At 40.4% G+C, this 13086-nt stretch carries 14 protein-coding genes and 2 pseudogenes; 12 read left to right on the plus strand and 4 right to left on the minus strand.

Annotated elements, in window-relative coordinates:
• Positions 1-43: 43 nt before the first annotated feature.
• Positions 44-871 (minus strand): hypothetical protein, encoded by an 828-nt coding sequence (locus tag LJE11_RS09210; RefSeq protein WP_008706024.1) that lies wholly within the window; start codon positions 869-871, stop codon positions 44-46.
• A 294-nt stretch (positions 872-1165) separates the two neighbouring features.
• Between LJE11_RS09210 and LJE11_RS09215 the strand changes: the two genes are divergently transcribed.
• The 8 genes from LJE11_RS09215 to LJE11_RS09250 all read left to right on the plus strand — a co-directional run bounded on the left by LJE11_RS09215 (position 1166) and on the right by LJE11_RS09250 (position 7908).
• Complete coding sequence (locus LJE11_RS09215; protein ID WP_020993469.1) at positions 1166-1732, plus strand: RNA polymerase sigma factor; 567 nt, start codon at positions 1166-1168, stop codon at positions 1730-1732.
• On the plus strand, positions 1716-2909 hold the full coding sequence (locus LJE11_RS09220; RefSeq protein WP_008706020.1) for a DUF4179 domain-containing protein: 1194 nt from the start codon (positions 1716-1718) through the stop codon (positions 2907-2909). The genes LJE11_RS09215 and LJE11_RS09220 overlap by 17 nt, the downstream gene beginning before the upstream one ends.
• An 89-nt stretch (positions 2910-2998) precedes the next feature.
• The gene (locus LJE11_RS09225) at positions 2999-3259 is read left to right on the plus strand and encodes a DUF4160 domain-containing protein (protein WP_008706016.1); all 261 of its coding nucleotides are present in this window, start codon (positions 2999-3001) and stop codon (positions 3257-3259) included.
• Positions 3260-3276: 17 nt separating this feature from the next.
• Positions 3277-3552: a DUF2442 domain-containing protein gene (locus LJE11_RS09230; protein ID WP_008706014.1), complete on the plus strand. Its 276-nt coding sequence runs from the start codon at positions 3277-3279 to the stop codon at positions 3550-3552.
• A gap of 134 nt (positions 3553-3686) precedes the next feature.
• Positions 3687-4346, plus strand: coding sequence for a response regulator transcription factor (locus LJE11_RS09235; RefSeq protein ID WP_008706013.1), 660 nt, complete (start codon positions 3687-3689; stop codon positions 4344-4346).
• A 5-nt stretch (positions 4347-4351) separates the two neighbouring features.
• Positions 4352-5635 (plus strand): sensor histidine kinase, encoded by a 1284-nt coding sequence (locus LJE11_RS09240; RefSeq protein WP_008706012.1) that lies wholly within the window; start codon positions 4352-4354, stop codon positions 5633-5635.
• A 123-nt stretch (positions 5636-5758) separates the two neighbouring features.
• Complete coding sequence (locus LJE11_RS09245; protein WP_044952349.1) at positions 5759-7132, plus strand: DUF6034 family protein; 1374 nt, start codon at positions 5759-5761, stop codon at positions 7130-7132.
• Positions 7133-7281: 149 nt separating this feature from the next.
• Positions 7282-7908 carry a lactate utilization protein gene (locus LJE11_RS09250; protein WP_022380870.1) on the plus strand — a complete coding sequence of 209 codons (627 nt, stop codon included), beginning with the start codon at positions 7282-7284 and terminating at the stop codon, positions 7906-7908.
• 152 nt (positions 7909-8060) lie between these two features.
• Here the strand turns inward: LJE11_RS09250 and LJE11_RS20335 are convergent.
• Positions 8061-8267 (minus strand): annotated as a pseudogene (locus LJE11_RS20335) (DUF6783 domain-containing protein).
• On the opposite strand from LJE11_RS20335, the pseudogene LJE11_RS20340 reads away from it, so the two are divergent.
• Positions 8217-8327, plus strand: a pseudogene (locus LJE11_RS20340) (DUF6783 domain-containing protein); the annotation flags it as partial. The pseudogenes LJE11_RS20335 and LJE11_RS20340 sit on opposite strands and share 51 nt — an antisense overlap.
• Here LJE11_RS20340 and LJE11_RS09255 read toward each other — a convergent pair.
• The gene (locus tag LJE11_RS09255; protein ID WP_022380869.1) at positions 8308-9213 is read right to left on the minus strand and encodes an AraC family transcriptional regulator; all 906 of its coding nucleotides are present in this window, start codon (positions 9211-9213) and stop codon (positions 8308-8310) included. The pseudogene LJE11_RS20340 and the gene LJE11_RS09255 overlap by 20 nt on opposite strands.
• A 168-nt stretch (positions 9214-9381) precedes the next feature.
• Between LJE11_RS09255 and LJE11_RS09260 the strand changes: the two genes are divergently transcribed.
• From LJE11_RS09260 to proC, 3 genes are all read left to right on the plus strand, one after another.
• Complete coding sequence (locus LJE11_RS09260) at positions 9382-10740, plus strand: MATE family efflux transporter (RefSeq protein WP_022380868.1); 1359 nt, start codon at positions 9382-9384, stop codon at positions 10738-10740.
• Positions 10741-11016: 276 nt separating this feature from the next.
• Positions 11017-11463: a D-aminoacyl-tRNA deacylase gene (dtd, locus tag LJE11_RS09265; protein ID WP_008706007.1), complete on the plus strand. Its 447-nt coding sequence runs from the start codon at positions 11017-11019 to the stop codon at positions 11461-11463.
• Between the two features lie 132 nt (positions 11464-11595).
• Entirely contained in the window at positions 11596-12390 is a 795-nt protein-coding gene (proC, locus tag LJE11_RS09270; RefSeq protein WP_022380867.1) for a pyrroline-5-carboxylate reductase, read from the plus strand.
• Positions 12391-12571: 181 nt separating this feature from the next.
• Here the strand turns inward: proC and LJE11_RS09275 are convergent, their stop codons facing one another.
• Entirely contained in the window at positions 12572-13027 is a 456-nt protein-coding gene (locus LJE11_RS09275) for a CYTH domain-containing protein (RefSeq protein WP_022380866.1), read from the minus strand.
• Between the last annotated feature and the right edge of the window lie 59 nt (positions 13028-13086).

Here is a 13086-nt window from a genome sequence, read left to right on the forward strand (position 1 = left end):
GCATTGACTTGAAATGAGACAATGCAACGGGATTTTTTATCAATCAATTGTCAGGAGTAATTGTCTTGCGGTATTTTTCACGTTTATCTTCTGGAACTTCCAAAGCGTTCATTGCCTGGTCAATAGTCAGGTTCATATTTTTCATAAGTTTTTTGATAGAGTCGGTTTGGTTGAGTTCGATACCCTTTTCCATGCCCTCATCCATTAACATCTGTCCAAGTCTGGTCATTCTGATTACCTCCTTAATTTCGTCTAACTCTGCCCTATCTAAGAATTTGTCAGCCAATGTATACAACATCGCAGTTGTCTTTTCAGCACTCAGCTCAATATTGGGTTTTGCCAGACGAATAGCTTCTTTAAACATATCCTTGCGGCTCATTTTTCCGGACATCAATGGTGTCAGGGAAAGAGCTGCGTAATCATCTTCAGTAAAAGCTTCACCGTTATCCTGCTTCTGCTTTAATTTCCGGAATACTTCATCTGCATTTTTGTCTTTCAGATAAATCGGTTGCACTCTGTAAGTATATAACCCACAGTCCAGTTCAGATTTCACATTTGTAATCCCTCCGGAATAAATGACGTAAGTAATAACTTTCTTCCCTGTCTTGTTGGAATATACTGCATCATATGCATGGAATCTTCGCAAATCCGCTTCTTTTTTATCCGTAGTCTGAAACTCTGTATGTATATAGAACCCACCCGTAGTCAGAAAGGTAAAGTCCATATACAAAGACTGAATAGTCAGTTCCACCAACTCTGTTGGTCCGATTTCTTCATATTGGTAATCAATTCCCAGAGTCTTAAGAATCGTATTCCGAAAATAGTCGAAGCCCATTTTCATAACAGCATCTTCGTGTTTAGCGTTTGCCATAAGGTACTCCCTTATTCGTTAAGTATAGTCCTCATTTGTGCTTTGAAAATGTTTTCGGCTGTTCTTTTGGCTTTTATCATTTGTAAGGATTTTCGCTTATCCTCCTTTATATGCTCATTTTATCAGAATATACTTCATTTCTCTAGTCGAAATTGTGAAAAGACAGGTTGACTTTTCGACAGTGTATTGTTTACTCTGAAAAAAGAAAATTATTTTTATTAAAACTGCAACTTTACCATCTAAAATCCGTCTTATTTTATGAAGGCAAAATAAAAGAAACGTGAGGTGAAAAAAGTGGAAGATGCAGTAATTATCAATCTGTATTTTGACAGATCAGAAAAAGCCATACAGGCGACCGAAGAAAAGTATAGCAGGTACTGCTTCAGCATTGCCTGGAATATTCTGTATGATAAGGAAGACTCCGATGAATGTGTCAATGATACATGGTTGGCTGCATGGAGTTCCATACCACCCAGAAAACCGGCAATTCTGTCTGCTTTTCTTGGAAAAATAACCCGAAACCTGGCAATTGACTGTTTTCGCAGGAAAAAAGCTGCAAAACGGTCAACAGAGCACATATTAGAATTATGCAAAGAACTGGAAGAGATAGAGGATGTAACAGCATATTCTTTGAATGATGAAATCCAGAGAAAAGAGATTCTGGAAATTCTTGAAAAATTTCTGGAATCCCTGAAAAAAGGTGACCGTGACATTTTCATACGACGCTACTGGTATATGGACAGCATCAGTGAAATTTCAGCCCGGCATGGAATTTCAGAAAGCAGAATCAAATCCAGCCTCTATCGAAGCAGAAAGAAACTATGGGAAAGGGTGAAACATTTATATGGAAAAAGGATTTAAGACATTAGAACTGATTGGTGATCTGGATGATAAATATATTTACGAAGCTTCCAGACCATGGAAAAAACAGCATCGTTTTTTCCATATACAAAGGAGTTGGAAAACAGTAGCCGCCGGGGTTATATTGCTTATTATGGTTGGAGGCACATTAAGGTATCAGGAAGAGGTCAAAGCGGCATTACAGAGAGTAACCTCCTGGATCGGACAGGCACTGGGAATCGAGAATGGTGACACTGATTTTTATACAAATGTTGTGGGAAAAAGCATTTCAAGAGATGGAATCACCATAACATTGAATGAGATTGTAATGGACAGCAAGAATCTATGGATCGCATATTCAGACAGCGAAGATTTAAACAACAAGAATCACATTGGAAAAGAACAAAAAGACCTGATCGCCCAGAATACAGACTCAGATACACAGGATACAATAGAGGACAAAATCTTATTTACAGAAGTACGAATTAACGGTCAGGAAATCCAGCAGGGCCTGGGCCAAAGAACAGTCAATAACAATGATCTGTCAGAAAATTCAATAACAGTAGAAGACTTCACAATCGGAGAAGAAATCAACACAGAGGGAACTGTAAACATAGAGTTTAAAGTATGGCCGATTGCAATGGCCGATGCCGAAACATGGGAAAACATTCAGAAAATACAGGCCGATACAGAACCTTATGCATTCAAACTCACAACATCAAAAGAAGAACTGGAGAAAAACACCGTAGACATAAATCTGGATCAGAACATTAAATTTGATTCCAACATTCTGAATCTCACAGAATTCAGATGGAATCCATTCGAAAGTACAATTTACGGAACATATCATGGAACAGTGTATATTGACAGTGACTATTATCTGATCGGAACAGACGATCAGGGAAACAAAATCTGCTATCAGGAAACCGGAAGAAATGGTGAGGAAACTGTATTCCAACAAACCATAGACCCTGAATTCACCGGCTACAAAGAAATCTCCCCGGAAGCAAAATCAATCACATTACAATTATATGAAGTAAAAAATGATACAGCCCATCAGGTATTCGAAGAAAAAACTGATAAAGATTCCTCAGATGATGTCTACGAAGAATTTGCAGGCTACGTATATGACGATGGTGAAAACCCCACAGACGCCGGAGTACCAATAGGAGATAGATTTACACTACAGATAAGATAGGAATGCAGATAGTTACAAAATATAAAAATATATGATGTTCAAAATCATGTGTAATTGGTATAATGGTTTATATAAAGGAGGAATGCGAAATGCCGGAAATTTCATTATTTTACGGAATACGAATTACAATGTATTATGAAGACCATAATCCACCACATTTTCATGCTGAGTATAATGGGAATAAAGCAGTGATTGATATAGACAAAGCAAGAGTAATAAAAGGAGCATTACCATCCAGACAACTGAAACTGATTCTTGCATGGTGTGTAATTCATCAGGACGAATTGATGCAGAACTGGGAGCTTTCTAAAGATGGTCTTCCACTTAATAGAATTAACCCATTAGTATAATTGAGGAGGCATCTAGTATGTTATATGATATTGTTCAGGTAATTCCATATGAAGATTATACAGTATATGTATATTTTGAAGATGGAAAAATAGTATGTTACGATGCAAAGCCATTGTTAGATAAAAAAGTATTTGCTCCATTAAAAAATATAGATTTTTTTATGAACGCATGTACTATTTTAAATGATACTCTAGCATGGGATGTATCCGGGGACAGGGATTGCAGTAAATGTCTGGATATTGATCCGGATATGCTGTACAGTTTGGAAAATGTTGAAGAAAAAATAGCATAATCCTTATACTGTTTATATAAAAAAATGAAACAAAGTTAAGCCATTATATTCATGGTATGAGCGGACAAAATCATTCGCATTCACTTAAAACATGAATGTAGTGGCTTATAGTAATTATTCGAGGTAATCTCCAAATGAAAAACAAAATCCTGGTAATCGAAGATGACAGAGCGATTTCTGAATTACTATGTATGAATCTGACCATAGCCGGATACGAAACAGTAGCTGCTTACGACGGAATAGAAGCCCAGCGTTTATTGCTATGGAACGAAGATGCAGACCTTGCAGTCGTCGATATTATGCTTCCCGGCAGAGACGGCTTTGCTTTGATGGAAGATTTCCGCGCAAAGAATCTCCCGGTGATCTACCTTACTGCAAAAGATGACGTAGCATCCAAAGTAAAAGGCCTGAAACTCGGTGCAGAAGATTATATGGTAAAGCCTTTCGAAATGCTGGAACTTCTTGTACGGATTGAAAAGATCCTTGAAAGAACCGGCCGTGCAAAGAGAATTCTCACAATCAAAAATATTCAGGCAGATCTCCAGAGTCATCAGATCCTGAAAGATGGGATTCCCGTAAACCTGAAACCACTGGAATACGATCTCTTTATCCTGCTCTTACAGAACAAAAACATCGCACTTGGAAGAGAAGAACTATTAAAACGTGTCTGGGGCGAAGAATATCTGGGAGAGAGCAGAACTGTAGACGTGCATATCGGCCAGCTCCGCAAGAAACTGGAGTTGTACGATGAAATAAAAACAATCCCAAAACTTGGCTATCGACTGGAGGACTAACCGCTATGAAGTTGTGGAAACGGACAGTAGCACTTATGCTGATAACACTTTTGTGCTCTCTGATACCGGTCGGTGTCCTGAGCCTGTATGTCACAGGAAAAAGAAGCCTGAATAATGCTGCTGAAACCTATGGACGACAGCTTGCAAATGGAAAAAATCTCCTGGAACAATTCTGGGACAACAGCAAATATGAGCAGATGTCAGAAACAGGAAAAAAATCTTATCTGGAATTCCAGTTTCTGAGATGCTGCGGTGAGAAAATGCTCCTCATTAATTCCGAAAGTAAAGAAGCCGTAGTAAACCGCACAGATTATGAGATTGTCAGCATGGATAATCTCGGTTTAAACAACAAAACGGATTCCTATGAGTACAAAATCCAGAAACTGAATCACAAATACTTACTTTTACAGCATGCGCTGCTTACAAATCCAGAGGGTTACGAAATACTTTCAGTTCGTGATGTTACTTCTATGTTTACTGAACTGAGACAGACGGCAGTCTGGTTCCTGGGAATCTATCTGGCAGTATTTTGCATTGCTGGTCTGTTTATCTATCTAATGATGAAGCGGACCGTACAGCAAATGGAAAAACTGCAGGAAGTAGCCGGAAAACAGGAAATGCTTATGGGAGCACTTGCCCACGAAATGAAAACACCTCTTACTTCTATTATTGGATATTCAGACACTCTGCGGCATGTAAAACTAAACGATGAACAAAAAGACTGCGCTCTGGAACATATCAGCCGCGAGGGAAAAAGACTTGAAAAACTTTCCGGCAAAATGCTTCAGATGCTGGGACTCCATCAGAATGACTCGATAAAAATGGAGTCACACGCTATAGGAGAACTGCTGAAACAGGTAGCTCAACTGGAAGCAGAACAGGCAGCGCAGAAACAGATACAATTACAGACAGAATACGAAGATTTTTCTTTGAAAATGGATGAAGAATTAATGGAAAGCCTGATCGTAAATCTGACAGACAACGCTCTGCATGCTACAGAACCAGGAGGTTATATTATTCTGAAAGCATATAAAGAATCAGGCAAAAAAATTCTGGAAGTCGCAGATAACGGTCGGGGAATCCCACAGGAAGAAATGGGAAAAATCACAGAAGCTTTTTACATGGTAGACAAATCCAGAAGCCGCCAGGAGGGCGGAGCAGGGCTTGGACTGGCACTATGTGTTAAGATTGCAGAAGTCCATGGAGCCAGACTGGACATCGTAAGTCAGATTGGCGCGGGAACAAAAGTAAGAGTGATATTTGATAAAAAAGATAAAGAATTAACCTGATCAAGCAGATGGAATTTACAACTTGTTTACATCTTGATGAATACATTGGAAAGACAGTATGGTACTCTTTTCTCATATGAAGAGGGTACCTTTTTTGAAAAATTAAGAAAGGATGAGAAAGAAATGAAGAAAGTAAAAATATTTCTGGGAGCTTTTTTGTGTATGAATTTTTTGACAATGTCAGGATGTGACAAGGTTGTATATTCTGCTGTTGTAGAAGAAAAGGATAAGACTGATTCAAAAACAGAGGAACATAAAGAGAAAGAAACAGTTCAGAAGACAGTTGCCGAACAGGTACAGGCTCCGGAAAAATACCAGACAATAATACAGTCTGACTTAAGAACAGCAGAACGGACAGATCAGAAGAATCCTATGAAATTTACTTTGACAGCCAATGCTCCGGTCGAAGTGCCGGATGTGGATGCTATATGCCTGAAAAATGTAAAAAAAGTCGCAATTTCAGAAGAAGAGCCACAGAAAGTACTGGATACTTTTGTCAAAGGGCAATTGCTGAAACAAAATGATGATGGATTGGTAGAAACATATGAGGTGAATGGACTGACGTATCAATATACCGGTACATTTCAAAATTTAGAAGTACTTAGCCTTTGGGAAAAATATTCTGCGTTTGATGACGTGAAAGAAGAAAACCTGTCTCAGGACGAGAAAGAACAAAGAGCAGAACGATTCCAGAATTATATAAAAGCAGGAAACCAGAATATGACTGAAGAAGATGCAGAAAATTATGTAAAGGATATTGTTTCCGGAGAATGGTGCCTGTTTGACAGTGCATCAAAAGAACTCACAGAAGAAAACAGCACTTTGGAAAAGGACACTTTTTTCTTTGAAAGAATGGTCAATGGCGTACCTGTTAATTATATACGGAATTCTTATTTGCCATATGATGAATTATCTCGTCCCTGGATAGATGAAGACGATAATTTTCATGAATCGCAGTGCAAGGGATGGGATAATGAATCGCTGACAATGGTTTTCTGCAGCGGAACACTTCAGAGTTTTGACCACAGTGATCCGATTGAGGTATCAGATGCTTCGGACGAAGCAGTGTTTCTTCTGCCATTTGATGAAATCAAAGACATTTTTGAAAAAACAATCACCATGCAGATTATGACAGAGCAGGAAAACCGTCTGCTGGCAGTAGATGGCACAAGTTTCTTCGCACGTTATCCCTCTATTGATGCACAGACAGTTGAAATGACGATAACAAAAGTTCAGCTTGGATATATGCGTGTGCGAGAGGGCAACAGCAACACAGAGGGAAGCTTGATCCCGGTATGGGATTTCTATGGAACCTGGAATTCCCAAGAACCGGTGGCTTACACAGATAGCGGTGATGAAATGGTTATAGACAGCGTTACTATGGATCGCATCGGTGTACCGCTTCTCACAATCGATGCACGAGATGGCAGTGTCGTACAAAGAGTACAGAGCGGATCATCTACTACGTTTTCTGGTGGTATTGGAGAATGTGAATAAATCGTAATAAAAAAAAGTACAGTGTTTATCCGGTTAAAATAGAAATGAAACCGGAAATATGGTATGATTGGGACAACAATTAAAACCAGAGCGTGTTTGAAAATAATTTCTACAATCTGCATGCTCCAGACATTAGGGAGGATACAACAATGGATGCAAACATGAAAAAAAGAAACGAACTTTTGGCAAAAACAGTGATCAAGGGACTGGAATCCCGCAATATGTCCGGGTATTATGCACAAGATAAAGAAGCAGCATTAAAGCAGGCCCTGGAACTGATCCCAAACGGAAGCACAATCGCCATGGGCGGATGCATGAGTGCACATGAGATCGGTCTGGTCAAAGCTTTGCAGGATGGAGATTATAATTATATTGACCGCGCAAAGCTTGAACCTCGTGAGGGACTTATGGCAGCCTATGATGCAGATTTCTTTTTATCCAGTGCCAATGCAGTCACAGATGATGGTGTCCTTGTCAATATTGATGGCAATTCCAACCGTGTATCCTGCATTGCCCAGGGTCCGAAAAAAGTAATCTTTATTGTAGGTATAAACAAAGTCTGTCCGGATCTTGACAGCGCAATGAAGCGTGCCAGAAATGTAGCAGCTACAGCTAATGCACAGAGATTTGATATCAAAACTCCATGTAAGGAAACCGGAAAATGCTTTAACTGCAAATCCCCGGATACCATCTGCTGTCAGTTCCTGATCACCAGATATTCCAGACATAAAGACAGAATCCATGTGATTCTGGTAAATGATACGCTGGGACTTTAACCGAATCAAGTAAGTTCCCTGCCTCGATTACGAATATCGGATTGCCCCCGAATAATAAAAAGAACAGTCTCATTGACGTATAATAAGTCAGAGGGGCTGTTCTTTTTTTGAAAATAATAGGTCTGAAAAAGTCAATATCTGTATCATGTAAATCAATTCCGGAATGGTTTCTGATATAGAATTCTAATATAATATCCATGAGGCAGAAGGATAACCATATAAAAGAACAGATACAGGTTAGAGCGTGTCTGAAAAATCATTCCCGCAATCTGCACGCCCCACTTTGCGGGATATTTCACCCGAATTCAGTTGCCGTAGCCCGCTACGGCGCCCTCATCCGGGCAAAATATCCCACAAATTGTGACGCACATCTTGCAGAAAGCATTTTTCAGACACGCTCTAGCACTTTTGCAGCTTAAGAGAATTGTATTCACCGGGATTGCATCCGAATTGTCTGCGGAATGCCCGGGCAAAACGGCTGGCATTGCTGAAGCCTGTCATATCTGCAATCTGGATCATAGAATATTGGGAGCTCTGAACCAGTGGCAGACTTTGGTTGACACGATATTCTTCCAGATAGCCGGTAATTGTTTTGCCGGTCATTTTTTTGAACAGGCGGCAGCAGACCTCTTTGGACAGATGAACCTGGTCTGCCAGCTCCTGCAGAGAGATTACGGATTCAAAATGCGTATTAAGATAATCCAGCATCTGTTCCAGCCTTTCCAGTTCCAGCTGGTTGGCTGGAACAAATTTTGCAAGATCATTCTGGTGTTCGCAGAGAATCATACCGAAAATTTCACAGAGAAGCCCCTTGATCTTCAACTCATAACAGAAGGTCTTCTGATCAAAGAGGGCTTCTGTTTCATTGAGCTTTTGGATCACAGTCCGGGTACATGAGTTTCCGGAAGCAAGAAGGATGCAGGGAACAGAAGAATTCTGGAGGAAAGGACGAAAACATCTGCGTTCCACATCACTTCCGTATTCGCCATATATGAAATCCGGACGTGCCAGAAAGGTACTGTATCTGGCATGACTGTTATTAGATGAATGACAGCTATGAGGTACATTACGGTTCAGAAGAAGAACATCTCCAGGTCTTACAGTGTAGCTTTTCTGATACACCTGATAGATAGCTTCTCCTTCTCTGGGAAGACTGATCTCCAGGTCATTGTGCCAGTGGATAGGTACACTTTTTCCCTCAAATGCCCACAGGTCATCATGATTAACGGTCATGGGAAAACCGACAGTTCCATGTTCACAAAGTTCGCGGTTGGTTTCATCTACAAGAATTTTACGCATAGCCATATTACAGTTCTCCGATTTTATTATATGTACGCTGTGATGAATTGCTCACAGAAGCATGATCATCAACACGATCTGACAATTTATCACAGGATATATTCATTACAATGCTTGTTATAACCACAATTATAACGTTGGTATGCACATCGTGCAAGGAGAGGAGTAGGAAACATGGCAAGATCAAAAGAAATGGATCTGACTACAGGTAATCCGTTCCGGTCACTGCTGAAATTTGCGATTCCTGTAATTCTGGGAAATCTGTTTCAGCTTTTTTATACACTGGCGGACTCTGTGATCGTAGGAAAAACGCTGGGAGCAGACTCCCTGGCAGCAGTAGGTTCCACCAGTATTATTATTTATTTTGTATTCTGTTTTATCAATGGATTTACAGGTGGGTTTGGTATCTGTCTGGGACAGAAATGCGGGGCAAAGGATGAAAAAGGAATGCGCAAGAGCGTTGCGGTTTCCACACTTCTGAGTATTGCCTTTACAGTAGTACTGACACTGACCTGCTGTCTGCTTTCTCATCAGATTCTGCGCTGGATGCAGATTCCTGCTGATATTTCCGGTGAAGCATACGACTATATGTTTGTAGTTTTGCTTGGTACAGGTGCTACCGTTTTCTACAACATGATCTCAAATATGCTCCGCGCATTGGGAGACAGTAAAACACCATTGTATTTCCTGGTATTTTCATCTGTATTAAATATTTTTCTTGATATTCTGTTTATTGTACCGTTTCATATGGGGGTGGCCGGTGCTGCATGGGCGACTATTCTGTCACAGTTTTTTTCGGCAGTGCTGAGTCTGGTAGTGGGATTAAAAAATTTCCCAATCCTGCATCTGCACAGAGAAGATTTTACAGATTTAAAGGATACCGCAATTTTGCATTTAAAGACCGGATTTCCTATGGGATTCCAGATGTCTGTCATGTGTATCGGACAGCTTGCCATGCAGGCAGTGGTAAACTCACTGGGTACTGCAGCAGTTGCAGGATATACCGCAGCATCGAAAGCAGACCAGCTTTCTGTACTGGTAAACAATGCAATGATGACCGCAATTTCCAACTATGTGGCTCAGAATTTTGGTGCAGGCAGATGGGACCGTATCCGTCAGGGCGTGCGCGCATGTCTGATTCAGACAGAAGCATTTAACCTGATCATGTGTATTGGAATTCTGCTGCTGAGACATCCGATCGTAAGAATGTTTCTCTCAGATCCCACAAAAGAAATCTATCACTATTCAGATATGTATCTGACGATCGTAGCTCCCTTTTACTTTGTGCTTGGACTGCTGGCAGTATACCGTACATCCATCCAGAGCATGCAGAATGGCAAAGCACCTTTTGCTGCCTGTATGATTGAACTGGTTATGCGAATTGCTGCAACAGTAGGTCTTTCCGGAATTATCGGATATACATCTGTATGTATTGCCAGCCCAATGGCGTGGATCGGAGCCTGTGCACTTCTGATCCCGGTTTACTATAAGATGATGAAAGGAAATTGTGCAGCATTACTGAGAATGGAGTGACGAGTGCAAGTAACAAAATTGTTACTGTTCACATACCACTATCCCGCGAGGTGTTTTGGCATGAATATGCCAAAATCCCGAGACATACAAGCCAAAATTCCATTGCCGCAGGCAATCTGGAATGAATTTTGGCTAAGTTACTGTGAACGGAGTGAACAGTAACACAAGATTTTGAGATAACAGCTGCAAGGTGACACTTTACAATGGAAAAACGGATAAAAATGTGCTATGCTATCTATCAACAGACAGAAATCCGTTGATTAAGGAGAGTGAATTATGCGTTTTGTAATTCAGAGAGTAATGCATTCAAAAGTGACAATTAATGGTGAAGTACGAGGCCAGATAGGCAAGGGCTTTATGGTTCTTATCGGAGTAGGAGAAGAAGATACCGTTGAAATCGCAGATAAAATGATCCATAAAATGGTTAATATGCGTATTTTCGAAGATGAAAACGGTAAGACAAACCTTGGCCTGAAGGAGGTGGGCGGAAGTCTTCTGCTTATTTCCCAGTTCACATTATATGCTGACTGTAAAAGAGGAAACAGACCTTCCTTTATAAGAGCAGGGGCCCCTGATATGGCTGAAAATCTGTACAAATACATAATTGCCAGATGCAAAGAACACATTGATATTGTCGAGCAGGGAGAATTTGGGGCAGATATGAAAGTGGAGCTTGTGAATGACGGTCCCTTTACAGTCATATTGGACAGTAATGAATTATAATTATCTGTAACTGTTCAGTATTTTACGGCAGATTGCTGGATGATTATCATTATCTATAACAAGAAAAAGATATGAAAAAAGCAGTTATAAATTATCAGAAAACAACAGGAATTGCAAGAGAGGAGCAGATTTATGAAAATCGGATTTATCGGATGCGGAAATATGGCTTCTGCCATGATCAGTGGTATGCTGAAAAAAGGACTTTATAAAAAAGATGAGATTATTGTTTCCAATCTTACAGAAGAAGGAAGCAAACGAAGCAGAGAAAAGCTGGGAGTGGTTACAACCCTGGATAACCATGAAGTGGTAAAAAACACAAAACTGGTTTTCCTGGCCGTGAAACCGCAGTTTTATGAAGAAGTGCTGAATGAAGTAAAAGATGAACTGACACCGGAACACACAGTTGTAGGCATTGCGCCGGGGAAAACTCTTGCCTGGTTAGAAGAAAAATGTGGACAGCCTCTGAAAGTGGTAAGAATGATGCCGAATACTCCTGCTCAGGTTGGGGAGGGTATGACTGGTGTATGTGCCAATGAGAAAGTATCGGCAGAAGAACTGGCTCAGATCTGTGAGATCACAGACAGCTTTGGACGTACAGAAGTAGTTCCGGAGCGTCTGATGGACGCAGTAAGTGCTGTAAGCGGATGTTCACCTGCATATGTTTTTATGTTCATAGAAGCAATGGCAGATGCTGCGGTAGCCCAGGGAATGCCAAGAAAACAGGCTTATCAGTTTGCTGCACAGGCTTTACTTGGAAGCGCAAAAATGGTACTGGAAACAGGCATGCATCCGGGAGAACTGAAGGATATGGTATGTTCACCGGCCGGAAGTACCATCGAGGGAGTAAGAATCCTGGAACAGAAGGGATTCAGAAGTGCTGTCTTTGAAGCTCTGAATGGAGCTGCTGAAAAAGGTAAAAAGATGTAATCTCAGTAACTCTAAGGCTCTGAAAATCCGCTAAAACCATAAAAAATCCGCTCAAACTCGCCGCAAAGCGGCTCAGACAGTGAGCGGATTTTTTATAACGCGAATTTCCAGAACCTAAGAGTTACTACAATTCCTGCAAATACATATTAACAGAACAATATTTCGGAGCTGTTTTATTTTATTATAAATTTCCCTGACTCAGACGACTGTTATGATATTTACCGGAGTTCGTAACATCTTTGCCAAACCATACGGGTGGATTATAACTGAGCGCCTGTTCTTCAGAAGAAAATTCCACTTCTGCGAGATAGAGTCCTTCATAAGGAGCATCAAATACATCCAGTTCAATGGTGAGTCTATCTTTTTCCGGGATAAGATAGCGGGTTTTGGAAATGAGGATTCCGTCAGCTTTTGGACGCATATGTTCATAGGATTCTTTGGTAAGTGGAAGATTATATTCCTCGCGGGTCATAAGACCTTTGGATTTATAGGTAAGATAGTAGTTATCATCCTCTTTGCGGATACGGACTACCGGTGCAGTGGATAAATAGCCCTGTTCGAGTTTATGATGTGGATAAGCATCAAGATCTGCTGGCAGATTTTCTTTGGATATTAAAAATTTACGTTCGATTTCCATTTAAATTTCCTCCATTGAGTTAAAATGTGTCAATCCTTTAGTTTGTGCTATAATGATAA

The sequence above is a fragment of the Blautia sp. DFI.1.216 genome, assembly GCF_020594215.1.
In the GTDB taxonomy this organism is placed as follows: domain Bacteria; phylum Bacillota; class Clostridia; order Lachnospirales; family Lachnospiraceae; genus Blautia_A; species Blautia_A wexlerae.